The 25,161-nt window shown below is 64.0% G+C and carries 22 protein-coding genes and 1 pseudogene; 8 read left to right on the forward strand and 15 right to left on the reverse strand.

All coding sequences use genetic code 11. The annotated features are described in order from the left end of the window. Positions 1-165: 165 nt before the first annotated feature. Complete coding sequence (locus E5E96_RS14645; RefSeq protein WP_171282475.1) at positions 166-1,788, reverse strand: methyl-accepting chemotaxis protein; 1,623 nt, start codon at positions 1,786-1,788, stop codon at positions 166-168. A 164-nt stretch (positions 1,789-1,952) separates the two neighbouring features. Here E5E96_RS14645 and E5E96_RS14650 point away from each other — a divergent pair, with 164 nt between their 5' ends. Beyond that, on the forward strand, positions 1,953-2,585 hold the full coding sequence (locus E5E96_RS14650) for a LysE family translocator (protein WP_011705371.1): 633 nt from the start codon (positions 1,953-1,955) through the stop codon (positions 2,583-2,585). Positions 2,586-2,838: 253 nt separating this feature from the next. Continuing rightward, positions 2,839-3,627 (forward strand): DUF1460 domain-containing protein, encoded by a 789-nt coding sequence (locus tag E5E96_RS14655; RefSeq protein ID WP_171282476.1) that lies wholly within the window; start codon positions 2,839-2,841, stop codon positions 3,625-3,627. Between the two features lie 106 nt (positions 3,628-3,733). Here the strand turns inward: E5E96_RS14655 and E5E96_RS14660 are convergent, their stop codons facing one another. The 9 genes and pseudogenes from E5E96_RS14660 to E5E96_RS14700 form a co-directional block, all read right to left on the reverse strand. Continuing rightward, entirely contained in the window at positions 3,734-4,942 is a 1,209-nt protein-coding gene (locus E5E96_RS14660) for a sodium:proton antiporter (protein ID WP_171282477.1), read from the reverse strand. Between the two features lie 33 nt (positions 4,943-4,975). Continuing rightward, the gene (locus E5E96_RS14665) at positions 4,976-6,079 is read right to left on the reverse strand and encodes a beta-N-acetylglucosaminidase domain-containing protein (RefSeq protein ID WP_171282478.1); all 1,104 of its coding nucleotides are present in this window, start codon (positions 6,077-6,079) and stop codon (positions 4,976-4,978) included. Between the two features lie 42 nt (positions 6,080-6,121). Then, complete coding sequence (locus tag E5E96_RS14670) at positions 6,122-7,849, reverse strand: potassium/proton antiporter (RefSeq protein ID WP_011705375.1); 1,728 nt, start codon at positions 7,847-7,849, stop codon at positions 6,122-6,124. Positions 7,850-8,091: 242 nt separating this feature from the next. Then, positions 8,092-8,238: a hypothetical protein gene (locus tag E5E96_RS14675; protein ID WP_005298986.1), complete on the reverse strand. Its 147-nt coding sequence runs from the start codon at positions 8,236-8,238 to the stop codon at positions 8,092-8,094. Then, positions 8,235-8,924 (reverse strand): M15 family metallopeptidase, encoded by a 690-nt coding sequence (locus E5E96_RS14680; protein ID WP_171282479.1) that lies wholly within the window; start codon positions 8,922-8,924, stop codon positions 8,235-8,237. Before E5E96_RS14680 ends, E5E96_RS14675 begins: the two co-directional genes overlap by 4 nt. Continuing rightward, the gene (gene dapE / locus E5E96_RS14685) at positions 8,921-10,048 is read right to left on the reverse strand and encodes a succinyl-diaminopimelate desuccinylase (protein ID WP_171282480.1); all 1,128 of its coding nucleotides are present in this window, start codon (positions 10,046-10,048) and stop codon (positions 8,921-8,923) included. Before dapE ends, E5E96_RS14680 begins: the two co-directional genes overlap by 4 nt. A 22-nt stretch (positions 10,049-10,070) precedes the next feature. Then, positions 10,071-10,421 carry an ArsC family reductase gene (locus E5E96_RS14690; protein ID WP_171282481.1) on the reverse strand — a complete coding sequence of 117 codons (351 nt, stop codon included), beginning with the start codon at positions 10,419-10,421 and terminating at the stop codon, positions 10,071-10,073. Between the two features lie 195 nt (positions 10,422-10,616). Continuing rightward, positions 10,617-11,527 (reverse strand): annotated as a pseudogene (locus tag E5E96_RS14695) (LysR family transcriptional regulator). A 316-nt stretch (positions 11,528-11,843) separates the two neighbouring features. After that, complete coding sequence (locus tag E5E96_RS14700; RefSeq protein WP_024943845.1) at positions 11,844-12,158, reverse strand: hypothetical protein; 315 nt, start codon at positions 12,156-12,158, stop codon at positions 11,844-11,846. A 285-nt stretch (positions 12,159-12,443) separates the two neighbouring features. Between E5E96_RS14700 and dcuC the strand changes: the two genes are divergently transcribed. Together dcuC and E5E96_RS14710 are read left to right on the forward strand one after the other, a co-directional pair. Further along, entirely contained in the window at positions 12,444-13,820 is a 1,377-nt protein-coding gene (dcuC, locus tag E5E96_RS14705) for a C4-dicarboxylate transporter DcuC (protein ID WP_043124176.1), read from the forward strand. Positions 13,821-13,904: 84 nt separating this feature from the next. Continuing rightward, complete coding sequence (locus E5E96_RS14710) at positions 13,905-15,044, forward strand: M20 family metallopeptidase (protein ID WP_168756562.1); 1,140 nt, start codon at positions 13,905-13,907, stop codon at positions 15,042-15,044. Between the two features lie 92 nt (positions 15,045-15,136). Here E5E96_RS14710 and E5E96_RS14715 read toward each other — a convergent pair whose 3' ends face one another. The 3 genes from E5E96_RS14715 to asnS form a co-directional block, all read right to left on the reverse strand. After that, complete coding sequence (locus E5E96_RS14715) at positions 15,137-15,793, reverse strand: adenine nucleotide alpha hydrolase (protein WP_168756561.1); 657 nt, start codon at positions 15,791-15,793, stop codon at positions 15,137-15,139. A gap of 135 nt (positions 15,794-15,928) precedes the next feature. Next, positions 15,929-17,272 carry an anaerobic C4-dicarboxylate transporter gene (locus tag E5E96_RS14720; RefSeq protein ID WP_168756560.1) on the reverse strand — a complete coding sequence of 448 codons (1,344 nt, stop codon included), beginning with the start codon at positions 17,270-17,272 and terminating at the stop codon, positions 15,929-15,931. Positions 17,273-17,649: 377 nt separating this feature from the next. Beyond that, positions 17,650-19,050 (reverse strand): asparagine--tRNA ligase, encoded by a 1,401-nt coding sequence (gene asnS, locus E5E96_RS14725; RefSeq protein ID WP_139392046.1) that lies wholly within the window; start codon positions 19,048-19,050, stop codon positions 17,650-17,652. Between the two features lie 240 nt (positions 19,051-19,290). Between asnS and E5E96_RS14730 the strand changes: the two genes are divergently transcribed. Next, positions 19,291-19,593, forward strand: coding sequence for a hypothetical protein (locus tag E5E96_RS14730; RefSeq protein ID WP_171283239.1), 303 nt, complete (start codon positions 19,291-19,293; stop codon positions 19,591-19,593). Here E5E96_RS14730 and E5E96_RS14735 read toward each other — a convergent pair. Continuing rightward, positions 19,590-20,423 carry a HAMP domain-containing protein gene (locus E5E96_RS14735; RefSeq protein ID WP_171282482.1) on the reverse strand — a complete coding sequence of 278 codons (834 nt, stop codon included), beginning with the start codon at positions 20,421-20,423 and terminating at the stop codon, positions 19,590-19,592. The two genes, E5E96_RS14730 and E5E96_RS14735, sit on opposite strands and share 4 nt — an antisense overlap. A 135-nt stretch (positions 20,424-20,558) precedes the next feature. Beyond that, positions 20,559-21,833 (reverse strand): adenosylmethionine--8-amino-7-oxononanoate transaminase, encoded by a 1,275-nt coding sequence (gene bioA / locus E5E96_RS14740; RefSeq protein WP_171282483.1) that lies wholly within the window; start codon positions 21,831-21,833, stop codon positions 20,559-20,561. A gap of 191 nt (positions 21,834-22,024) precedes the next feature. Here bioA and bioB point away from each other — a divergent pair, with 191 nt between their 5' ends. From bioB to bioC, 3 genes are read left to right on the forward strand one after another with little or no spacing between them, the layout of a single operon-like run. Then, on the forward strand, positions 22,025-23,113 hold the full coding sequence (gene bioB, locus E5E96_RS14745) for a biotin synthase BioB (protein ID WP_016350182.1): 1,089 nt from the start codon (positions 22,025-22,027) through the stop codon (positions 23,111-23,113). After that, positions 23,110-24,306 carry an 8-amino-7-oxononanoate synthase gene (gene bioF, locus E5E96_RS14750; RefSeq protein WP_171282484.1) on the forward strand — a complete coding sequence of 399 codons (1,197 nt, stop codon included), beginning with the start codon at positions 23,110-23,112 and terminating at the stop codon, positions 24,304-24,306. Before bioB ends, bioF begins: the two co-directional genes overlap by 4 nt. After that, positions 24,296-25,099 (forward strand): malonyl-ACP O-methyltransferase BioC, encoded by an 804-nt coding sequence (bioC, locus tag E5E96_RS14755; protein ID WP_171282485.1) that lies wholly within the window; start codon positions 24,296-24,298, stop codon positions 25,097-25,099. Before bioF ends, bioC begins: the two co-directional genes overlap by 11 nt. Positions 25,100-25,161 lie beyond the last annotated feature (62 nt).

A 25,161-nucleotide genomic window follows, 5' to 3' on the forward strand; every position in this document is an offset into this window, starting at 1 on the left:
TGAGGGGGAGTGACGTGCCTCTACCATACCCACATTTGGTGAGGTAGCCCAGCCCCCAATGAAGCCATGTTATAAAAAAGAGCGTTTAAAACAACAACAAGCCGTCAGCTTCATTAACAGCAAGGCCCCGGATCCGGGGCCTTGTCTGTACTCACGAGGGTGTGGTTACAGCTGGAACTGGGCCAGCTGCTTGCGCTGCTGCTCGGCGAGCTGTGACAGTTCGTGACTGGCGGCGGCACTCTGGCTGATGCCGGCCGCGTTCTGGTTGACGATCTCGTGGATGTTGGTGATGTTGCGGTTGATGTCGGCGGTGACGCAGGACTGCTCCTCGGCGGCGGTGGCCACCTGGGCGTTGGCGCCGTTGATCTGGTTGACCGCTTCGGTGATGCCGCCCAGCAGCGCCTGCACCTCGCCGGAGAGCTGCTGGTTGTGGGCCAGGATGGCGAGGGTCTCCTGCACACCGCTGTTGGCCGACTGGGACTGGCTCTGCAACTGCTCGATGATGGCCTGGATCTCCTTGGTGGAGTCCTGGGTGCGGGCCGCCAGCATGCGTACCTCGTCGGCCACCACCGCAAAGCCGCGGCCGGTTTCGCCGGCGCGGGCGGCCTCGATGGCGGCGTTGAGCGCCAGCAGGTTGGTCTGCTCCGAAATCCCCTGAATGACCTCGATCACCTTGCCGATCTGCTCGGACTGGGACTTGAGTTGGGCCACCTGCGCGGCGGCGCTCTCAAGGCTGCCCGCCATGCGGCTGTTGGCCTGGATGCTCTCGGCAAACAGCGTCAGACCCTGCTCGACCCTGTCGTTGGCATCGCGCGCCAGTTCATCGGCCAGGGCGGCGTTGTGGTTGACGTTGTCGGCGGTGCTGGCCAGCTCGGTGACGGCGGAGGCGACCTGCTCGGTCTCGCTGCGTTGCTGCTGGGCGTTGGCTTCGGACTGGGTCATCACGGCGGCGAGCTCGGTGGCGGCGGAGGCCACGTTGCCGCTGATGCCGGTCAGGGTCTGGATGGTGTTGCCAAGCTGGGTCAGGGTCTGGTTGATGTCGGCGGCCAGCTGGCTCAGTTCGTTGTCACCGTCGGCAGCGGCGCGCACGTTGAAGCGGCCCTGGGCCACGGCGCGCATCACCTGCTGCAGCTGGCCGATGGGGCGCACTATCCGGCCGGAGAGCCACCAGCCACCAAACAGGGCAGCCAGCAGGGCCGCGCCCATCAGCAGCAGGGTGCGCAGCAGGGTGGCGTGGTAGTGAGCCTGCTCCTGGGCGATCTCATCCTGGATCAGTTGGTTGATGTGGGCCGACATGGCATCGATCTGCTTGATGAGATCTTCCCCCAGCTCGCGAAAGCGCAGGCGGGCCTGCTCGTAGGCGGCGGGATCGCCGCTGCCCTGGTGCTTGGCGGCCAGCAGCGGCAGCATGTTGTTGCGGGTGTGGCCGAGGTAGGCCTGCAGGGCGGCCGCCACCCGGCTGTTGTCCTGCTCGGCGCCGGCGATGACCAGCCTGGCCAGGATGGTACCGATCTCCTGCTCGGCGGCGGTCAGGTCACCGGGCAGCGTGGCAAAGCGTTCGGGGTCGTAGAGGCCATAGATGGCGGTGGTGCGCAGCCGGTAGGTGGCGTGGATCAGGGTGGCGATGTCGTCCTTGTGACGGGTCACGCTGACGGTGGTGTCGTTCATGTCGCCGATGGCACTGTCGATATCCTGCTTGCCGATCCCGATCATCAGGATCATCAGCAGGCTGGCGAGCAGGAGAGGAATGAGTACTTGCAGACGGATAGAGAGGTTGTTCAATGACATGAAAGATCCTGACCCAGAAGAGGAACAAGGCGGCATCTTACACAGGCGCGACAAACCTTGTCACAGGTTTTTATGGCTGAAATCATGCTGAACGAAAAGGTTTTTTCTTGTGTTAAATGAATGTGATAGGCAAGATCATCGGTCTGTTACCATGGAGGTGTAGTGTGTCCGACTGGATCGATCCCGCCATTCTGGCGCTGTTTATTCCCACGTTCTTTTTTGTCTCCGTGACCCCCGGCATGTGCATGACCCTGGCGATGACCCTCGGCATGAGCCTGGGGGTGCGCCGCACCCTGCACATGATGTGGGGGGAGCTCATCGGGGTCGGCCTGGTGTCGGTACTGTCGGTGATCGGGGTGGCGGCCGTCATGCTCAACTACCCGGCGCTGTTTGCCGCCTTCAAATACGTGGGCGGCGCCTACCTCATCTGGCTCGGCATCCAGATGTGGCAGGCCAAAGGCAAGCTGGCCATCCCGGCCGATCTGTCGGCGGCCCAGGAGACCCGTCCCCTGGCGCTGGCCATGCAGGGGTTCGTCACCGCCATCGCCAACCCCAAGGGGTGGGCGTTCATGGTCTCCCTGCTGCCCCCTTTCATCAATGCGGCCAAGCCGATGGCGCCGCAGATCAGCGCCCTGGTGGCCCTGATCCTGGTCATCGAGTTCTCCTGCCTGCTGCTCTATGCCAGCGGTGGCCGCACCTTGCGCCACTTCCTCGCCAAGAGTGGCAACGTCACCCTGATGAACCGGATCGCCGGCTCCCTGATGTTTGGCGTCGGGGTCTGGCTGGCGCTGGGTTGATGCCATCGCTTGTCAGCTGGCCTGACCTTGCCAAAAAGCCCCGCCCCGCGGGGCTTTTTCGTCATGCCTGCGGATACAAGGGCTGACCATGGAGGTTGTCGTTGGGATGGGATGGGGGAGACTGGCCACATTTGCTTACATTTATCCGGTTTGCAAACGGCCGCAATATCGTCAGTCTCGAATGGCATTCGCTTGCAACCGCAAGAGGATGCAAACGGTCCGTTTTTAACATTCTGAGCAAGGAGAATTAAGGATGATGAGGCTAACCAGCGTTGCATTGCTCCTCTTTGCCGGCGCGGCGGTCGCCGGGAAAGAGAGGAACCTCGATTTTTACAACATCGAGGAGCCGCAGCTTATCGAGTTGTTTGCCCGGCAGCAGGGCTCGCCGGGTCAGTCGATCAGGGATTTCTCCGGGCTCTTTCTGGGCAATCCCTACGTCGCCAACCGGCTGGTCGGCTCGAGTGATACCCAGGAGCAGCTGGTGGTGGATTTTGGCGGGCTCGATTGCTTCACCTATCTGGATTACGTCGAGTCACTGCGTCGCGCAACGAGTGTGCATCACTTCATCGAGAACGTGATGCACACTCGTTACGTGAACGGCGAGGTCAACTACCTGACCAGAAAGCACTTCTTCTCTGACTGGGTGCATGGCGACAACCGGGTGAGCGACGTGACCCATCTGGTGGGCGGCGCCGTGGTGACCACGGCCAAGCAGCTCAACCAGAAGGCGGACGGTGGCCACTACATTCCTGGGTTGGGGGTGACGGCGCGGGACATCACCTACATTCCGTCCGCCAGCATCGACGAGAACACCCTGAGTCTGCTGGAAGAGGGCGACTACATCGGCATCTATACCGATCTTGCCGGGCTCGACGTGACCCACACCGGCATCTTCATCCGCGGCGAGAACGGCCCCGTGCTGCGCAATGCCTCCTCCCTCTCGAGCAACATGCAGGTGGTGGACTCCCCCTTCCTGGAGTACGTGCAGAACAAGCCGGGGATCCTGGTCTATCGGCCCCAGGCCGAGAGTACGAGCTCCTAGGGCAGGTTTGACGGTGGCCGGCACGGGCGCACTTGGTGCCTCATAACAGAAAAGCCCCGGGGTAATGCCCGGGGCTTTTTTGTTGGCGGCGTATCCCCTCAATGGGTCAATGGGGCTTGAAGCGGGCGACCCAGGGGTTGGCGGTGAGGCCGTGCAGGATGACGCTCAGGATGATGGTGCAGAGCACGGTGGCGATGATGGGGCGCTGGCCGAGGAGGGCCGGTTCGTGCTGCAACACCATCACCGCAAAGACGATGCTGGCCAGCCCCCGTGGGCCGAACCAGCCGATAAAGAGTTTGAGCTCGGGCTTGAGGCCGGTACCGAGCAGGCTCAGCCAGACCGGCAGCATGCGTAGCAGGGTGAGGCTGGCGGCGGCATAGAGCCAGTATTGCCAGTGCAGCAGCTCTGTCAGCATGGGCATCAGGGTGGCGCCGAACACCATCCAGATCACCACCGAGAGCAGGTCGCCGTACCCCTCGCAGCTGTCCATATAGGCGTGCTTGTGCTCCCCCAGTTTTCGGCCGATCAGCAGGCCGCCGACGAAGGCGGCGATGAAGCCGCTGCCGCCCAGGGTCTGGGCCAGCGCGAAGCAGAGCAGGGCCAGCCCGGGCATGGTGAGCTGGCGCCAGAGCGGCAGCTGCCAGCCGTTGAGGTAGGAGGTCTTGAGCAGGTGCAGGGTGAGGCTGGTCAGCCCCCAGGCTACCAGCAGGCCGATGCCGATCTCCTCCAGCAGCAAGGTGAGAGCCAGCAGGCCGGTGCCGCTGTGTTGCTCGGTGGGGGCGATGAGGGCGAGCAGCAGGAGCAGCACAGGCACGCAGATGCCGTCGTTGAGGCCGCTCTCCTGATTGAGTCCCTCCCGGATGGGGGCGGGCACCGCCGGGTTGCTCACCACCGCCTTGCCGAGCGCCGCATCGGTGGGGGCGAGTATGGTGGAGAGGATCGCCATCTCCAGCAGCGGCAAATCGGGGAAGAGCCAGTGGCCGAACAGGGCGCCGGCCGCCAGGGTGAGCGGCAGCCCGATCAGCAGCAGCCGGATGGGCAGGGCGCGGTTGGCCAGCAGCACCTGCCAGTTGGTGTTGGCTGCGTCGCTGAACAGCACGATGACCAGGGTCAGCTCTGCCAACAGCTTGATGCCGTCGCTGTCGATGGAGAGGGAGAGCAGCTCGATGCCGCCCGGCCCCAGCAGCCAGCCCATCAGCAGAAACAGCAGGGGGCCGTTGACGAGGCGCGATTCAAAGCGCCCGGCGATCAGGCTGTAGACCAGTAGAAAGGCGGCGATCACCGCCAGGTTCTGGTAAATCAGGGACGCATCCATGCAGCCTCCTGTGGCAGGGTCTCTGTGGTGGGGTCAGTCGGTCAGGCAGTCCGGGTCGAACACGTATTCGCCATCCAGCCAGCGCAGGATCTCGCCGACGCAGGCTTGGTCGCGAAACGGCAGGTAGCGGGCCTTGAGATGGGCCACCTGCTCAGGGGTCAACTGGGCCAGCCCTATGTCCTGAAACAGCGGCAGATCGGCCTGGATCATGGCGGAGATCTGCGGGCCGCAGGTGGCATTGAGGGAGGCGTGCAGCGCCTTGTCCGGATCGTACTGCTTGCCGAGCTTGTAGCTCATCGGCAGGGTGGCCAGCGGCAGCACCGACAGCGCCGCCTGCTTCATGGGGTTGACCGCGTGGCCCGAGGTCAGCTCGGCGAGTTCTGCCGGACGGTTCTCGAAGGCGCGCAGGTGCAAGAAGCTGCTGGCCTTGCTGCCGTCGTTGACCGGGTAGTTGTCCCACAGAAACGGCTTGCGATGCAGCCACTCGGCCACCTGTTTGAGGTGAGCCGCCGGATAGTCGCTGGAGCAGACTTTGGGGCCGGTCCAGAAGATCTCGAAGCGCTTGTCCAGCCCCTGCCCCAGATCCTGCAGATAGTGGGGCGGCATGGCGCCGAACACCTTCTCCAGCACGGGGTCCGTCGAGTAGTAGCTGGGGCAGAACAGCAGTCGGCCGGCACGGGTGTGGGCCGCGATGTCGTGGGCGATGGTGAGCTGCCAGTGGGCGAGATCCGGGGTATCCCCCTTCATGTCGTCAAACAGCACGGCCAGGATGTCGGGTTTGAGCTCCTCCTCGATGAGCCGCACCTTTTCCAGCAGGGCTGGCCGCTGGCGGGCATAGTCGTGGTGAGCGCCCATGGGGCTCAGGCCCACCCCGAAGGCGAGGCCGTTGTCGCGACACTGGCGGGCGAGCTGGCGCAGCGCCTCGAGCTGGGCGGCAGGCCAGGGCTTGGCCCAGTGCTTGCGCAGGTAGCCATCTTCCTTGGGGGCATAGAGATAGAAGCCGTAACCGTGGCGGGGCAGCCACTGGGCATAGCGGGCGCGGGCTTCCCAACTCCAGCCCTTGCCAAAGAAGCCCTCGAGCACCCCCAGCTGGGGCGAAGGGGGTTGCAAGCCGGACAACAGGGTTTGGTAAGGCATAGGTAACTCCCTTCTCGCAGAGGACGAGGCAGACAACGACGATCAGACCGGATCTTCTTCCAGAAAGCGCACCCCGATCTTGCGGGGCTCACCCTCGTCCATTTCGGCCACGGTCCAGATCAGTCCCTGCCATTCGACGTGGTCGCCGACCACCAGATTATCGCCCAACTGGTGGGCAATGAAATGGCCCAGGGTCTGATCCGCCACCTCGCTCACATCCAGCCCGTACAGGGGGGCGAGATCCACCAGGTTGGCGGCCGCCTCCAGCAGGAAGTCGCCGAAGAAGCGCGGGCCCAGATCCTGCTCCGGCGCCTGGCTGAACAGCTGGCCGAGGGCGGGCAGGTCGCGCTCGTGGCCGATGACGCAGAGGATGTCATCGGATTGCAGACAGGTACTGCCCGAGGGGTGCAGCAGCTCCTGATCGCGGAACAGGGCACAGATGCGGGTGCCTTTGGGCATGCGCAGATCTCGCAGCGGCGAGCCGATACACCACTTCTCGTCGCTCAGGCGATAGACGAAGGTCTCCCACTGGGAGTCGAGATCGATCTCGAGCCCGGAGCGGTTGATGGGCGAGGGGGGCGCCGGCACCTCCACCCGCGCTAGCCTGGAGGCCAGCGGCAGCGAGCTGCCTTGCAAGATGAGCGAGACCAGCACCACGAAGAAGGCGACATTGAAGTAGAGCTGGGCGTTGGGCAGCCCCGCCATCATGGGGAACACCGCCAGAATGATCGGCACGGCGCCGCGCAGGCCGACCCAGGAGATGAACCAGCGCTCGCGGGGGGCAAAGTTCTTGAACGGCAGCAGCCCGATCCAGACCGAGATGGGGCGGGCGAACAGGATCATCCACATGGCCAGCGCCAGCGCCGGCAGGGCGATGGGCAGCAGCTTGTGGGGGGAGGCGAGCAGCCCCAGCACCAGAAACATGCCGATCTGGCTGAGCCAGGTCAGGCCGTCCAGCACCGACAAGGTGGTGCTGCGGCTGCGCAGGGAGAGGTTGCCGAGCAAGAGGCCGGTGAGATAGATGGCGAGGATGCCGCTGCCGCCCACCGCCGTGGTGAGGGCAAAGATGAGCAGGCCGCCGCTGACGGTGAGCAGCGGGTAGAGGCCGGGGGCCAGCTTGGCGCTGTTGATGAGCTTCCACAGCAGCCAGCCGCCGCCAAGGCCGATGCCGGCGCCCAGGCCGAACTGCTTGAGCAGTTGCAGCAGCAGAAAGCCGGCGTTGAGGTCCTGCTGGGCACTGGCCAGCACCTCGATTAGGGTGACGGTGAGAAACACCGCCATGGGGTCGTTGCTGCCCGACTCTATCTCCAGGGTGGCGCTGACCCGCTCGTTGAGGCTGCGTCCGCCGAGCAGGGAGAAGACCGCCGCCGCATCGGTGGAGCCGACGATGGCGCCGATCAGCATCCCCTGCATCAGGTTGAGGTCAAACAGCCAGGCGGCGGCGAGGCCCGTGAGGCCGGTGGTGATGGCCACCCCGACCGTGGCCAGCGAGAGCGCGGGCCAGAGCGCCACCCGAAACGAGGAGACCCGGGTGCGCATGCCGCCGTCGAGCAGGATGATGGCGAGCGCCAGGTTGCCCACCAGATAGGCGATGGAGTAGTCGGCGAAGTGGATGCCGCCGGGGCCATCTTCACCGGCCAGCATGCCGACGGCGAGGAAGATCACCAGGATGGGGATACCGAGACGGGAGGAGAGCGCGCTCAACAGGACACTGGCGCCCACCAACAAGGCCGCGACGAGGAAAAAACTGTTGATGGTGACGGCATCCAATGGCGAACTCCTTCTGTCAAAATGCAAATCAGGCACATTATATGCAGTTTGTTGGGCTCGGTGTGGCTTAATTGTGCATTTGTTTGCAGTTTTTTACATTTTTGGTGTCATGGCTGCGAAGGGTTCTGGCCATCAAAAGGGGTGCGTTGGCGTCGCCAGGGCGGCAAGCAACGTGACCATGTTCACAAAGTGGGCAGATAGCGACAGGGGCACCCGTGGGTGCCCCTGTCGGCGGACTCGAGTCAGTCGTCCTCGTCGTCCTTCACTTCCCGGATCTTGTCCTTGTAGCGGGGCAGCTCTTTCTCCAGTCGCTTCATGTCCTTGATGGCGTTGAGAAACAGGCCGAGCAGGAAGAGCAGTGGCAAGCCTATCCAGAGCCAGAGGTTCATGTGCTACTCCTTTCGTCGGTGGCCAGGGTGACATAGCGGGCCAGGATCTCGTCGAGGTTGGCCAGTATGGTCGCCTTGCCTTCAATATCCGCCTGTTGCAGGCAAAGTGCCAGCGCGGCCGGGTCGAGCCGCTGCTCGCGGGACTCAGGCGCAAAGCTGATGTGCCAGGGCTCGTAGGCGACGCCGCTGCCGGCACCGGCCGGTTTGGCATAGGGCAGGAAGAAGCCGAAGTCGTTCATGCGATCTTCAAGCCACTCGCTCAGGTCGGCGAACCAGCCACCGGCTTCATACTCCCAGGGCTCCAGCGCCAGCCTGGTGCCGGCGGGCAGGCAGTCCGGATCGTAGACGTCGAGATCGGTGCCCCAGTGGTGGCGACTGGTGCCGGGCAGGGCGCTCCAGTGCAGGATGGCGTGGAGGCGCTCCTCGTCGCTCAGTTGCAGGGCGTCGATGGGCTGGCTGTGGGCATCGAGCAGCGGTCGTTCGCCGCGCCACTTGCCGTTCCAGATGGCGAGCTGGCGATCAAAACCGCGCCAGCTGGAGGCGGGCTGCAGGTTGAAACCGGCGTGGGCGGCGGCCACCTGCATGTCGTTGAAGGCCGCCGCGGTGGCGGCCGTCAGCCGGTGCGGGCCTTGCCCCACCAAAATGAGGTGACCTTCATCCAACCCCAGCAGTTGCTCCTGGGTCATGCCAGCAACCTCGCGAGCACCCCTTGGTACATGTCTGCCAGCAGATCCAGATCGTCCGCCTTCACGCACTCGTTCACCTTGTGGATGGTGGCGTTGACCGGGCCCAGCTCGATCACTTCGGCGCCGGTGGGGGCAATAAAGCGCCCGTCCGAGGTGCCGCCGGTGGTGAGCAGGGCCGGCTGCTGGCCGTTGACCGCCTCGATGGCGGAAACCGCCGCCGCCAGCAGCTTGCCGGTGTCGGTGAGGAAGGGCTGGCCGGAGAGGGTCCAGTCGATCTGGTAATCCAGACCATGCCTGTCCAGCAGGGCCTGGACCCGCTCGCGGATATCCAGGTCGGTCAGTTCGGTGCTGAAGCGGAAGTTGAACTGGACATGCAATTCGCCCGGAATGACGTTGGAGGCGCCGGTGCCCGCCGAGATGTTGGCGATCTGGAAGCTGGTGGGGGGGAAGTAGGCGTTGCCCTGATCCCACACGGTCGCGGCGAGCTCCGCCAGCGCTGGCGCGGCTTTGTGAATGGGGTTGTCCGCCAGATGGGGGTAGGCGACGTGGCCCTGTACCCCGCGCACCAGCAGATCGCCGGTGATGGAGCCGCGCCGGCCGTTCTTCACCACGTCCCCCACCACGGCGGTGGAGGAGGGTTCGCCGACGATGCACCAGGTGATCTTCTCGTGGCGCGCTTCCAGGGTGTCGATCACCCGGGTGGTGCCGTTGATGAAGGGCCCCTCTTCATCGGAGGTGATGAGGAAGGCGATGGACCCTGTGTGATCCGGATGCTCGGCCACAAAGCGCTCGACCGCTACCACCATGGCGGCCAGCGAGCCCTTCATGTCGGCGGCGCCACGGCCGTACAGCACGCCATCCTGGATGGTCGGCTCGAACGGCGGGGTATGCCATTTTTCCAGCGGACCGGCGGGCACCACGTCGGTGTGGCCGGCGAAGCAGAACAGCGGCCCCTCGCTGCCGCGGCGGGCCCAGAGGTTGGTGGTGTCTTCGAACACCATGGGCTCGATGACGAAGCCGAGCTTGGCGAGGCGCTCCGCCATCAGGGTCTGGCACCCTTCATCCAGCGGGGTAACGGAGGGGCGGCGGATCAGATCCTTGGCCAGTGCGATGACATCCGACATCAGCGTTCCTTAGCAAAAAAGTTTAACGAGAGAAGAGGGATTGGTAGTGATCGGCCTTGAAGCCCAGGGTCAGCTCGCCGTCCCGGTCCAGCAGCGGGCGCTTGATCATGGCCGGGTGCTCCAGCAGCAGGGCGCGCGCCTTGGCGGCGTCGAGCCCCTGTTTGGCCTCGTCCGGCAGGGCGCGGAAGGTGGTGCCTCGGCTGTTGAGCAGCGCCTCCCAGCCGAGCTGGCTCAGCCAGCGGTCGAGGTCGGCCGGATGCAGGCCGTCGGCACGGTGGTCGTGAAAGCGGTAGTCGATGCCGGCCTGCTCCAGCCACTTGCGGGCTTTCTTGATGGTGTCGCAGTTCTTGATGCCATAGAGGGTGGTGGCCATGGGGAGTCCTTGTCTGCGGGCATGGGCCCGGAAAGCCGAAACTTGAGTCCTGAAACGGGAAATCAAGAAGAGGCCCGATTCTGGCATTGTGGCGATCTCAAGGCAACGCCGATGCGCATGGGGGAGGTGGGGCTAGGCGCTGGTCGGGCCTGGGGGGAGGGGAAAAGTGCCCGGCGCGGGACGCGCCGGCGGGCATCAGAGTTCGCTCTGGGTGCGACACCAGAGGTGCAGTTCGGATTCGAACCAGTTGAGCATGGCGTTGTTGTCGTCGCGACGATGACGAATGAGGCTCACTTCGAAGGTGGGCAGGGCGAAGCGGGTCTCGTATTCCACCAGATCCAGCAGCGGCATCAGCGGGCGCAGCACCCGGGCGGGGGAGGTGAGCAGCAGAGGCGCGCACGGCAGGATGAAGGGGGCAGCCAGAAAGCTTTGCACTATCAAGGGGGTGTGCCGGGTCATGCCGTGGGCGGCCAGCAGATCATCGACGATGCCCCTTCGCTGCCGCGGGGGGCGACCAGCAGGTGCTGGGCCTGGGCGAAGGATTCGATGCACAGCACCTGGCCCTGCAGCGGGTGGCTGCGGTGGGCGGCGCAGATCAGCTTGTCCTCGAACAGCGGGATGCGGCGAAAACGGCCGGGCACCTCGTCCTGTTTGCTGATCACCATGCTGATGACCCCTTCGTCGAGCTGGCTCTCGTAGTCCGCATTGAGCGGCACCATGTGGATGCGCAGGTTGGGCGCCTGCTGCTGCAGCCGGGCCAGCAGGCTCGGCATCATCACGTACTCCACATAGGTGTGGGCCCCGATGCGCAGCACCCCCTCGAACTGGGCGGGGTCGAGCTGCTCGGGGGGGCTGAAGGTCTGCTCGATGTCGTGCAGGATCTCCCGCAGCGGCAACAGCAAGGCCTCCGCCCGGGCGGTGGGTTCCATGCCCTGGGGAGTGCGGATCAGCAGGGGATCGTCATAGAGCAGACGCAAGCGGGCCAGTGCCCGGCTGACGGCTGGCTGGCTCATGGCGAGCCGTTCGGCGGCCTTGGTGGTGTTGCGCTCCTCCAGCAGTGCCTTGAGCACCACCAGCAGGTTGAGGTCGACGCCTCGTAAATTCATTCTGTGCATAATGGAATACTAATAAATCATTTCCTTAAGCAGGGCCTTCACTTTAGTCTCATTTCCCGTCGATGGTCAGCATGAAGCTTGGATAAATCAGCGATTTATGCAAACCCATGTTGTCCTGTTACCTCTTTCGCGTGGTGCCGGAGGTGGCAAGATTCGACAGCCTGAACTCTTTACTCTGGTCATCCAGAGCGTTGCTTGCTTAGTACCCGCCGTCTCGGCGGGTTTTTTTTGCCTGCGGTTCAGGAAAAGGGGGCCCAAAGAAGTACAAAACGCGCCGGCGGGCGCGTTATTGTGAGGGGTGGATGACTCAGGGCGCAACCGGCCACTGGTAGTCAAACACCTTGGCACGTTCCCAGGGGGCGTCCGGCAGACTGGAGGAGAGGCCGGTATATTTGCCCACATCGTCCACCACGATGGCGGAGAGGATCGGCAACTGGTGCTCGGTGCAGTACATGCGGATGCGTTGCAGCAGCGTGCGCAGCTCATCCTGGCAATTCTCCAGCCCGGCCTGCCTGGCCAGCTTGGAGTAACGAATGGTGGTGCGTTCCTTTGCAGACTCGACGAGGATGTCCCATAGCTTGTAGTCGCAGGTCGTCATGCCTGCGTTGGCTCGGTCTGTCATAACTCTCTCCGGCGCGAATGGTCGCTGTGTGTCGATGCGCATCTTGGCCAGTTCACTGGCCCCTGACGTTGATCCAAAGCAAAAAAGCCTGAGGTTATTCGCCAGAACGCGTGGCAAAGGGATTCTAAAGGTTTGCCTTTAGTTTAAATTGCTGTTTTTTGTCAAGTGTATAGCATTTTGTTTCATTGGAATGCGGTCAAGCCATCTTTCTTGACGGGGATCAATGGGAAAGCGCGGTCAGACCACTAGATTCCGCTCCTCGATAACTTTATCAGGAGTGAATATTTGGAACTCGTCTTCGTCTTGCTCGTACTGCTGGCCGTGGTCTACGGCATCGTCAAGGATTACAACCCGCAGGCGGTGCTGGCACTGGCCGGCATGGCCATCTTCACCGTCGCCTACTGGCTGGGACTGCACCCCATTCTGCCCGCCGACAAGAGCACCGGCTTCGCCCTGTTCGATCTGTTCGAGGTGTTCAAGGGGATCTTCTCCTACCGGGCGGCGGGCCTCGGCCTCACCATCATGGCGGTGGCCGGCTTTGCCACCTACATGTCCCATATCGGTGCCTCCCAGGCGCTGGTGCGAGTGGCGGTCAAACCGGTGGCGGGCATTCAGTCCAGCTACCTGATGCTGGCCATCTGCTACCTGGTGGCGGTGTTTGTCTCCCTGTTCGTCACCTCCGCCACCGGCCTTGGCCTGCTGTTGATGGTCACCATGTACCCGGTGATGCGCAACCTCGGCATCAGCCCGGCCTCCGCCTGCGGCGTCATCGCCACTTCCCAGGCGTTCGAGATTGGCCCGACCCAGACCAACGCCATCTTCTCCGCCGGCCAATCCGGCATGGATCCCACCAGCTATTTCGTCGACTACCAGATCTGGCTGGTGGCCCCCATGCTGCTGGTGACCATGGTGCTGCACTTCTTCTGGCAGCGGCACTGTGACCGCCAGGATGGCTGGGATCCGGCCCAGCATCGCGGCGAGCACGCCGAGCTGGACGAGAAAGGCACCGAGGCGGTAGCGGCGCCCATCTGGTACGCCCTGCTGCCCATCATCCCCTTCGTGTTGATGATGACCTTCTCCAAGCTGCTGGTGACCACCATCAGCGTCAGTGTGGAGGTGGCCATGCTGCTGTCGGTCTTTATCGGCATGCTGTGCGAGCTGCTGCGTACCCGCTCGGTGCGCACCGCCTTCGCCGGGCTCTCCAGTTTCCTCGACGGCATGGGCAAGGTGTTCGGCCCCGTGGTGGCGCTCATCGTCTGCGCCGAGCTGTTCGCCGAATCCCTCAAGGCCATCGGTGCCATCGACACCCTGCTTCATTCGGCCAGCAATGCCGGCATCGGCAGCGGCCTGATGACGCTGGTGATGGTGGGCCTCATCATGGTTGCGGCGGTCATCATGGGGTCGGGCAACGCGGCGTTCCTCAGCTTCTCGACCCTGGCACCGGCGGTGGCGGCCAAGTTCGGCGTACCGGCGGTGACCATGCTGCTGCCGATGCAGCTCGCCTCCAGCATCGGCCGCACCGTCTCCCCCATCGCGGCGGTGCTGATCGCCTGTGCGGGCATCGCCAAGGTCTCCCCCTTCGTGGTGGTCAAGCGCACCTGCGTGCCCATGGCCGGCGCCCTGGTGACGGCGCTGACCCTCAACTATCTGCTGTTTATGTAACCGGGCGGCGGACGGCACGAGCCGTCCGCCCCTTTCATTCGGCCGTCGGGCGGGAGGTGTGTCCTTCCGTCCCAGGAGATGACAATGACAGACTCTCGCAACGCTTTTTCTCTGGACGCCTACCTGGCGGATCTGGCCCCCCTCATCAATCTCGATTGCGGCACCCGCACCCCGGCCGGGGTGGCGACAGTGGCCGACATCATGACCGAGAAATATGAGGCCATCGGCTGGCAGGTGACTCGCCACCAGTTCGCCGCCGAGTGCGGCCCCTGCCTCGAGGCAACCAATGCGCCGGGGGCGGCTCACTACGACGTGATGCTGGTGGGCCACATGGACACCGTCTTCCCCGAGGGGACGGCGGCCAAGCGTCCGCTGAAAATTGAGGGCAATCAGGCCTTTGGCCCCGGCGTGTCGGACATGAAGAGCGGCCTGCTCTCCACCTGGTATGCCCTCAAGGAGATGGACCCGGCCGTGCTGGCCAAGCTCAAGGTGCTGGTCTGCTGCAACTGCGACGAGGAGATTGGCTCCCCCTGGTCCAAAGAGTGGCTGGTGGAAAAAGCCAAACAGAGTGGCTGCGTACTGGTGGCCGAGGCAGCTCGCCCGAACGGGGATCTCATCAGCGCCCGCAAGGGCAACGCCAAGTACCGCATTACCTTCCACGGCAAGGCCTCCCACGCCGGCTCGGCGCTGAGCGAGGGGATCTCCGCCATCACGGAACTCGCTCATTGGGTGCTCGCCATCAACGAGCAGGTCAACCTCGATACCGGCACCACCATGAACGTGGGGGTGGTGCAGGGGGGGACCGGCGTCAACGTGGTGCCCGACTTTGCCGAGGCGATCGTCGACTTGCGCTTCTGGAGCAATGACGAAGCGGCCGCCGTGCACGAGCGGCTCACCTTCATGGCCAACAACCCCTTCCTCGCCGGTTGCCGGGTCGAGGTGGATCGCCAGAGCTTCAAGCCGGCGATGCGCCCGAGTGGCGACACCGAGGCGTTGATGGCGCTGGTGGCTGCGACAGCGAAAGAGGAGGGGATCTCCTTCAACTGGCTGGAGGCCGGTGGCGGCTCGGATGCCAACTTTACCGCCGCCGCCGGTGTGCCGTCGCTCGATGGCTTCGGCCCCATGGGGGGCGGTTTCCACTCGGAGGCGGAATTCCTGCTGCTGGACAGCATAGCGCCGCGCATCCGCCTGCTGCAGCGGGTGCTGGGCAAGCTGGCCAACTAGGTCAGCGTCAAAGAAAAGCAAAACGGGAGGCCATCGCCTCCCGTTTTTTTATCTGTCCTGCCGGTGCAGAGAGATCGAACAGCGCTGCGCCGCTACCCCTCATCCTCCAGCAGGTAGGCAAGCTGTTGCTGACGGGCCACCTGCCAGTGACCGAGCACCAGCGGCGCCGCAAAGCCGGGGCCGTCGGTCACCATGGTGTGGTACTCCCCCTGCTCGCCGCAGGCATCGAAGCCCCGGCTTGCCGCCAGCTGCTGCAATTCGGCCAGGGTGGCGGTATCGAGCGTGCGCCCCACCCACTCGGGGACCAGCACCCGGGTGTCGACGCAGGAGAGATGGGCGACGATGCCGCGGGTCAGCAGATCCGCCAGCAGCGCCTCGCGGGGTTGTTGCCAGAGCGGGGTGTGAACGGCCAGATCGAGCGGGCGGCAGCGCTCGCGGATCCAGTTCGGTGCGCCCCCCACGCTGTCGATATCGCCGGTGACCACCCCATCCAGGCGCCACTCCTCTTTCAATGCCGCCAGCGCCCGCTCATAACCGAGATCGAACGGCGCTTTTATGGTGATCAGCAGATGGGGCAGCCCGAGAGCCGCCGCCTGCCGACGCACCTGTGACAGGGGATGGGCCAGAAAGCGGGGTTCGGGCGGGGCAAAGGTGGCCAGTGCCACTACCTGATGACCCGCCTCGCGGGCATGACAGAGGGCCTGCATGGCATCCTTGCCGCCGCTCCAGAGCACGATGACGCGAGACATGGGGGAGATTCCGCAAAGAAAAGAGGGGCCATGCTACCCAGAGTGCGGGCAGTTGGCAAAACGGGATGGGGCAGGGCACAAAACAGCAGGCCCCCGGGTGGGGGCCTGCTGAACTGGCTAAGCGGTGCCTGTTGCTTAGAGCAGTATGTTGGTCAGCAGATAACCCAGGGTACAGGAGGTGGCGACCCCGATCAGACCCGGAATGATGAAGCTGTGGTTGATGATGAACTTGCCGATGCGGGTGGTGCCGGAGCGGTCGAAACCGATACAGGCCAGATCGCTTGGGTAGGTCGGCAGCACGAAGTAGCCGTAGCTGGCCGGCAGGAAGGCGATCAGCAGTTTCGGCTCGACACCCAGCGCCAGCCCCATGGGGGCGATGGCGGTCAGTGCGGCGGCCTGGCTGTTCACCAGCTTGGAGATGAGGAACAGCACCAGGGCATAGGTCCAGGGCTGGGCCTGCACCACGTGGGCCAGGGTCTCTTTGAGCAGCGGCATGTGGGCCTGGAAGAAGGTTTCGCTCATCCAGGCGACCCCGAATACCGAGAAGATCGCCACCATGCCGGCCTTGAACACGGCGCCGTTGGAGATGTCACCCGGTTTGACCTTGCAGCGCATCAGGATGATGGCGCCGGCGATCAGCATCATCATCTGGATCACCAGGTTCATGGAGAGCGGGCCTGTCTTGCCACCCATCTCGAACACCGGGCGCAGGGAGGCGTCGGCCCCCAGCACGACCACGGCGGCGATGGCGGCGAAGAAGATCCAGGTCGACCAGTAGGCCTCTTTCGGGAACTTGGTGTTGAGCAGGGTCTCACCGCCGCCGTAAACGAAGGCACGCTGCTCCGGATCCTTGATCTTGGCCTGGAACTCTTCGTCCTTGTCCAGATCCTTGCCGCGACGCAGGCTCCAGAGGGCCGCGACTATGACCCCGGTCAGCGAGGAGGGGATGGCGATCATCAGGATGTCGAGCAGGCTGTAGGCCTGACCGATGCCATGACCGGCCGCCAGGATGGAGACCATGGAGACCACGGCCACTGACACCGGCGAGGCGCAGATCGCCATCTGGGAGGCGACGGAAGCCACCGCCATCGGCCGTTCCGGGCGGATGTTCTTCTGCAGCGCGATGTCGGCGATGATGGGGAACATGGTGTAGACCACGTGGCCGGTACCGCACAGGAAGGTGAGGGTCCAGGTGGTGAGCGGCGCCAGCAGGGTGATGTACTGGGGGTGGCGGCGCAGCAGGCGCTCGGCCACCTGCATCATCAGGTTGAGACCGCCAGCGGTCTGCAGGGTGGCGGCGCAGCCGATCACCGCGAGTATGGTCAGCATCACCTGCACCGGCGGTTCGCCCGGGGTGAGACCGAACACGAAGGTCAGCAGGAACAGACCGATGCCGCTGATGAGACCCAGCCCCATGCCCCCAAACCGGGTACCCAGCAGCAAGCAGCCGAGTACCACCAAAAATTCCATCAAGATCATTCCATTACCTCGCGTTATTTAATCCATGTCTGTGCTGTGTTGGGCTCATGGACCGGGATTGTCTGTTTTTTATTTAGCCCTAAAGGGTTAGTGGTTATTGTGCCTGCCAAAAAAGGGCAAAAATTTGAGGTACTTCAATAACTCATCGCTTTTTGATTTAACGTCATAAAAACCACGTATTAACGTTTTTGTTATTTTGCGGGCAATAAGTGGCAGCGTATGGGGCTCAACGGCTGGCGCGGGGCGGGTGTGTCAGCAAGGGGGCATGACGGAGGGCGGCAAGAGTGATTAATTGTGGTGCTGGCAAGGCCGTCCGGCCGCCGAACGGGCAACAAAAAGCCGACCCTGAGGTCGGCTTTTAAGGCAAAGTCCTGTAATCAGAACTCGGCGGTGCGCGGGGTGCGCGGGAAGGGGATCACGTCGCGGACGTTGCCCATGCCGGTCACGTAAACCACCAGGCGCTCGAAGCCCAGACCGAAGCCGGAGTGCGGCACGGTACCGTAGCGGCGCAGGTCGCGATACCACCAGTAGTCTTCCTTGTTCAGACCCATCTCGGCCAGACGGGCATCCAGCACGTCCAGACGCTCTTCACGCTGGGAACCGCCGATGATCTCGCCGATGCCCGGGGCCAGTACGTCCATGGCGGCGACGGTTTTGCCGTCGTCGTTGAGGCGCATGTAGAAGGCCTTGATGTCTTTCGGGTAGTTTTTCACCACCACCGGGGACTTGAAGTGCTCTTCGGCCAGGTAGCGCTCGTGCTCGGAGGAGAGGTCGATACCCCAGGAGACCGGGAACTCGAAGCTCTTGCCGCAGTTTTTCAGCACTTCGATGGCATCGGTGTAGTCAATCTGGGCGAAGTCGGAGGCGACGAAGCGCTCCAGACGACCGATGGCGTCCTTGTCCACGTGCTGGGCGAAGAACTCCAGATCGTCGCGGCGCTCGGCCAGCACGGCGTTGAAGACATACTTCAGCATGGCTTCGGCCAGGGCGGCGTTGTCTTCCAGATCGGCGAAAGCCACTTCCGGCTCCACCATCCAGAACTCGGCCAGGTGGCGGCTGGTGTTGGAGTTTTCGGCGCGGAAGGTGGGCCCGAAGGTGTAGACCTTGGACAGCGCACAGGCGTAGGTTTCGACGTTGAGCTGGCCGGATACGGTCAGGAAGGTCTCTTTGCCGAAGAAGTCCTTGTCATAGTCCACCTTGCCTTGCGGGGTGCGCGGCAGGTTTTCCATGTCCAGGGTGGAGACGCGGAACATCTCGCCGGCGCCTTCGGTGTCGGAGGCGGTGATGAGCGGCGCTGCGATCCACAGATAGCCCTGCTCGTGGAAGAAGCGGTGGATGGCCTGGGAGAGGCAGTTGCGTACCCGGGTCACGGCGCCGACGATGTTGGTGCGGGCGCGCAGGTGGCCCTGCTCGCGCAGGTATTCGATGCTGTGACGCTTGGCAGACATGGGGTAGGTGTCCGGATCTTCGACCCAGCCCACCACCTTGACGTCAGTGGCCTGCAGTTCGAACGCCTGGCCGCTGCCCTGAGACTCGACTACCAGGCCGGTCACTTCCACCGAGCAAGCCGTGGTCAGACGCAGCACTTCATTCTCGTAATTGGCCAGGGTATTGGGGACGACTGCCTGTACCGGATGGAAACAGGAGCCATCGGAGATGGCCAAAAATGAGATCCCCGCCTTGGAATCGCGGCGGGTCCGGATCCACCCTTTGACTGTCTGGGTGGTGCCGACCGCATACTTACCGGTCAGCACATCTACTACGGATGCGTGCGTCATCGAAATATTGTCTCCAGCTTGTTCTTGCAGCGCTATTTGCAACACTTGGGGTCTGGCCCGGGCAATCTTGGCCCATCATGGCAGACTAAGCCGTCAATCTTACCCGCGCAGGTTTGATAAACAAGCAAAAATGTCGGACTCTGGGGGGATTTCGGCGCCTATCGGCGGATTGGCAGGCCAGTTGGACAGGGGATAAGCGTGAAAGAGCGGCGACGGGGGCCGGACCGGCTGACACGGGTGTTGCAGGGGCTGGTGATGCTCTGCTGGGGCGGCTTCATCGGTCTGCTCTCCCTCTACCACTTCGCCAGACCTCAGACGGCCTACGGTTTTCTGGTCTATGGCGGAGTCAGGGTACGCCAGAGCTGGGATCCCCTGCTCACCCCCTGGCTGCTGCACGGGCTCTGGGGATGCTGCCTGCTGACCCTGGCGGTGCTGCTGGCGGAGCGCCGACGCTGCCGGCGGCAGGAGGACACGGGGCGGGTGCACCTGACCATCTTGCTGCTGATCCTGATGGCCAGTCTGCTGTTCTACTACCTGGGCTAGTCCTCTTTTCTTCTCTCTGTCGCCTTCTGCTCGCTCCCCTCCACCGGCGCGGCGGGTCGTTTGCCGAGCTGACGCTCCACGCTGTCGAGCATCTGGTTGTAGGCGAGCGCCACCCGGCCAATCTCGTCCCCTTCATCCCCTTCCAGCCGGTGGCCGAAGTCGTGCAGGTCGGTGGCCTCCTCCATGGAGCGGGTCAGCTGGTTGAGGGGGCGGACGATCCAGGTGCGGATGACCCAGAGGGTCAGCAACAGACCCAGGCCGAAGATGACGGTGAGGCTCAGCGCCGAGGTGAGGATGTTCTGCTCGACCCGGGTAAACAGGGTGTCGAGGGAGTAGTCAAAGCGCACCGCCCCCAGCACGGTATTCTCCGGCACCAGGTGGCAGCTGGTGCAGTCGGTGCCGCGAAAATCCTTCTTGGCCAGCAGCGGGCGGGTCACCACCAGCTTGCTGTGCATGCCGTCGTGCACCACCTCCAGGCTGCCCTTGCCGGCCAGTGCCAGCTCATCGAACCTGTCCTTGGGCTGCTCGCTCTGGTGGCCAGCTCCGTACTGCTTGCTCACCGCCTCGCTGCGCACGATGCGGGCATCCTCCACGTGGGCGTGCTCGAGAAACTTGCCGCGCAGGGTGTCACGGGCATCCATCTTGCCGGTCAGCATCAGCATGTTGAGGCCGTCGAAGTAGGCCTCGGTCTGCTCGCGGCTCTGCTCCTTGATGAGGGTCAGGATCAGGTCGCGTTCGCGCACCGCCTGGTAGGCGGCGGAGAACACCAGCACCATGGAGAAGATGAACAGCAGGAAGAAGTTGATTTTGGCAGCAATGGAGAGGCGCATGGGAACGGTACATCTGTTGGGTAAAACCCGCGCAGTCTACGCGTCTTGGCCGCCCGGGTCTGGTGTCTCGCTCACATTCTGATGAAAAAGAGTCAAAAGACCCTGCCTGGTCGGGCAGGGCCTGCCACGTCTGACTCAGAACTCGCCGCTGTGGATGGCGGCGGTGATGGCGTTGGTCAGCACGGTTAATTGTGCCGGGCTGATGACGAAGGGGGGCATCAGATAGACCAGTTTGCCAAACGGGCGGATCCAGGCACCCAGTTCGACGAACTTGCGCTGGATGCGCGCCACGTCCACCCGCTCCTTCATCTCTACCACCCCGATGGCGCCGAGTACCCGCACATCCGCCACCGCCGGGTGCAGGGTCAGCGCCACCAGTTCGGTTTTGAGTTGGTGTTCGATGGCGCACACCCGCTTCTGCCACGGCGAGGCCAGCAGCAGATCGATGGAGGCGTTGGCCACGGCGCAGGCCAAGGGGTTGCCCATGAAGGTCGGCCCATGCATGAAGACGCCCGCCTTCCCGTCACACACGGTGCGAGCCACATGCTCGGTCGTGAGCGTGGCCGACAGCGTCAGGTAGCCGCCGGTGAGCGCCTTGCCCAGACACATGATGTCGGGGCTGATGCCGGCCCAGTCGCAGGCAAACAGCTGGCCGGTGCGGCCAAAGCCGGTGGCGATCTCGTCGGCAATCAGCAGCAGGCCGAACTCGTCACACAGGGCCCGTACCCACTGCAGGTAGCGGGGATGATAGAAGCGCATGCCGCCTGCGCCCTGCACGATAGGCTCGAGCACGATGGCGGCGATTTCCTCGTGGTGGTCCGCCACCAGGGTGGCGAGCTCCACCACGCACTGCTCGTCCCACTCGGCGTGGAAGCGGCAACTCGGCGCTTCGACAAAATGGTGCTCGGGCAGGAAGCCCTTGTAGAGCTCGTGCATGCCGCCATCCGGATCGCAGACGCTCATGGCGCCGAAGGTATCGCCGTGATAGCCGCCGCGCAGGGCGACAAACTTGGCCCTGGGCGTCCCCTTGGCATGCCAGTACTGCTGCGCCATCTTGAGCGCCACCTCTACCGCTACCGAACCCGAGTCCGCCAGAAACACCCGATCCAGCCCAGCCGGGGTGATCTCCACCAGCTTGCGGCACAGATCGACGGCGGGGGCGTGGGTGAGGCCGCCAAACATCACGTGGGACATCTTGCCGAGCTGGGCAGTGGCGGCCGCATCGAGCTCCGGTACCTGATAGCCATGCACGCAGGCCCACCAGGAGCTCATGCCATCCACCAGTTCGCAGCCGTCGCTGAGGGTGAGGGTCACTCCCCTGGCACTGGCCACTTCATAGCAGGGCAGGGGATGGGTGAGGGAGGTATAGGGGTGCCAGACGTGGTGCAGGTCGAATTCTTGATTGGTCATTTTATATTCTGTTGTCAATTGGTTTGATCTGGTCGGTGTTGACAGTCTACGCGCGCTCTCTACACTAGCCAACAATTTCAGCCACTTGGCTGCGTGCAACCCGACTCGGGTGCAGGCCGGGTGGCGGCTTCTGCGTTTGCCCATGCAAGCTGGCGGCGCAGGATCCCACTTATAACAATTGGAAGCCATGTATGAATGCTGTCACCGCGGGCGCTCACGCCCTTCGTCACGACTGGACCCTCGCCGAGGTTCAGGCCCTGTTTGCCCTGCCATTCAACGATCTGCTGTTCCAAGCCCAGACCGTGCACCGCGCCCATTTCGATCCGAATGAAGTACAGGTGAGCACCTTGCTCTCCATCAAGACCGGTGCCTGCCCGGAGGATTGCAAGTACTGCCCCCAGAGCGCCCGTTATCACACTGGCCTTGAGGCCGAGCGGCTGATGGAGGTGGAGAAAGTGCTGGAGCGGGCCCGCGAAGCCAAGGCCAACGGCTCGTCCCGTTTCTGCATGGGGGCCGCCTGGCGCAACCCCAAAGAGAAGGACATGCCCTATATCCTGCGGATGATCGAAGAGGTACGCGGGCTCGGCATGGAGACCTGCATGACGCTCGGGATGCTCACCGCCGATCAGGCGGCGCGCCTCGGTGCCGCCGGCCTTGACTACTACAACCACAACCTCGACACCTCGCCGGAGTTTTACGGCGACATCATCACCACCCGCACCTATCAGGATCGGCTCGATACCCTGGAGCATGTGCGCGGCGCCGGCATGAAGGTCTGCTCCGGCGGTATCGTCGGCATGGGCGAGCAGGCAAAAGATCGGGCGGGCCTCTTGATGGCGCTCGCCAACCTGCCGCGCCACCCGGAGAGCGTGCCCATCAACATGCTGGTCAAGGTGAAGGGAACGCCGCTGGAGAACCAGGAGAACCTCGATCCATTCGAATTCATCCGCACCATCGCCGTGGCGCGCATCATGATGCCGGCTTCCCACGTGCGCCTCTCCGCCGGGCGGGAGAAGATGAACGAGCAGATGCAGGCCATGTGCTTTATGGCGGGGGCCAACTCCATCTTCTACGGCTGCAAGCTGCTGACCACCCCCAATCCGGACGAGAACAGCGACATGCAGCTGTTCAAGCGGCTCGGCATTCGCCCCGCCCAGCGGGCCCAGAAGCCGGATCAAGTTCAGGAAGAGGAGCTGCTGGCCGAGGTGAGTCGCCAGAGCGAGCCCGCCGAGATGTTTTATGACGCCACCCGCCCCCGTGCTGGGGCCGCTCGGTCATGAACGGCCCTGCAGCAACGGGCCCCTTTGGGTTGAGCGCGGCGCTCTCCGAACGCGAGCAGGCGGGCCTGCTGCGCAGCCGCATCGCGATCGACGGGGCGAGTGGCGGACGGCTCAGGGTGGCGGGGCGCGATTACCTCAACTTTTCCGCCAACGACTATCTGGGGCTGGCCGATCACCCCGCCATCAAGGTCGCCTTCCAGGAGGGCATCGAGCGCTATGGTGCGGGGGCCGGTGCCTCGCCGCTGGTGACCGGTTACAGCCGGGCCCACCAACAGCTGGAAGAGACCCTTGCTGACTGGCTCGGGGTGGAAGCGGTGCTGCTGTTCAACTGCGGCTTTTCCGCCAATCAGGCGGTGCTCAAGGCCCTGCTCGGCAAGGATCACCTGCTGTGGCAGGACAGACTCAACCACGCCTCCCTGCAGGAGATGGGCAGCCAGCTCCCCTGCAAGATGAAGCGCTTCGGCCACAACGACATGGCGGCCCTTGAGCGTCAACTTGAGCCAAATAGCGGGCTTATCGTCTCGGAGGGGGTGTTCAGCATGGACGGGGATCAGGGCCCCTGGCGCGAGCTCGCAGCTCTGGCTGCCACAAGCGGCAACTGGCTGATGATTGACGATGCCCACGGCCTCGGCGTGCTGGGGCCACAAGGGCGCGGCACCCTGGCGGCGCAGGGGGTTGCTCCTGCCAGCGTACACATCCAGATGGGCACCTTTGGCAAGGCGCTCGGGGTGGCTGGCGCCTTTGTGGGCGGCAGCCGCGAGCTGGTGGCGTACCTGGTCAACTTCGCCCGCCACTACGTCTACAGCACCCATATGCCGGCTGCCCAGGCCTGCGCGGTGCGCCAGAGCATCGCACTGGTGCGCGCCGCCGACGAGGCCCGCGCCCAGCTTGGCCAGCTGATCACCCGTTTTCGGCAAGGGGCGCAGGCGCTGGGTTGGCAACTTGGGGCCAGCACTACCCCCATCCAGCCGCTGCTGGTGGGGGAGAGCATCGCCGCCCTGCAACTGGCCGAGCGGCTGCGCGAATGCGGCGTCTGGGCCGGCGCCATCCGCCCGCCCACGGTACCGGTGGGCACGGCGCGGCTGCGCATCACCTTGAGCGCCGCTCACAGTGAACAGGATGTGGATCGCTTGCTCGATGCCCTCGGCCCCTGCCCGGTGGGCGACGAAAGAGGAGGCATCCATGCTGCATGAGCGTTTTCAGGCGGTCAACAAGGCCCAGCTTGCCCGCCGTTTCGGCGCCGCCGCCCGTCACTACGACGCCCACGCCCGCTTCCAGCAGGAGGTGGGGCAGGCACTGCTGGAGCGCATGCCGGACAGGCAGGTTGGCACAGATCTGACAGTGAGCGGGCTGGATCTGGGCTGCGGCACCGGCTTCTTCCTGCCGGCGTTGGCCGGGCGTTGCAGCGAGCTGACCGGGCTGGATCTGGCTCCCGGCATGCTGGCGCAGGCCGCCCTTCGCGGCAGCGGCGCCCGCCTGCTGTGCGGCGATGCCGAGCAGCTCCCCTTTGCCGACGAGACGTTTGATTGGGTCTTCTCCAGCCTGGCGCTGCAGTGGTGCGAGCGACCGGCCCAGGCCTTCGCCGAGCTGCACCGGGTGCTCAAACCCGGCGGCCGGCTGCTGTTCTCCACCCTGCTGGCCGAGTCGCTTTGGCAATTGCGTGAGGCCTGGCGCACGGTTGACGAGTGTGATCATGTCAATCGCTTCCTCAGCCTGCCACAATTGCAGCATGCCATTGCCGCCGGTGGTTTTGCCGCCCCGGTGCTGGAGAGCCTGACCTGGTCGCTCGCCTACCCCGAACTCAACGGCTTGCTGCGCGATCTCAAGGGGATCGGCGCCAGCCAGGTCAATGACGAGCGTCATACCGGACTTAGCAGTCGCCAGCGTCTGCAGCGCCTGAGCCAGGCCTATGAAGCCCATCGCCAACCGGACGGCCTGCTGGCCGCCAGTTATCAGGTGTGCCTCGGCCAGCTGATCCGCCGTTAACCGGTCTCATGGGCCGAGAGAATTGAGAAGCCGCTGCCCGCCATCGCGAGCCCGGGCAGCTG

Source organism: Aeromonas sp. 1805, from assembly GCF_013085525.1.
GTDB classification, from domain to species: domain Bacteria; phylum Pseudomonadota; class Gammaproteobacteria; order Enterobacterales; family Aeromonadaceae; genus Aeromonas; species Aeromonas hydrophila.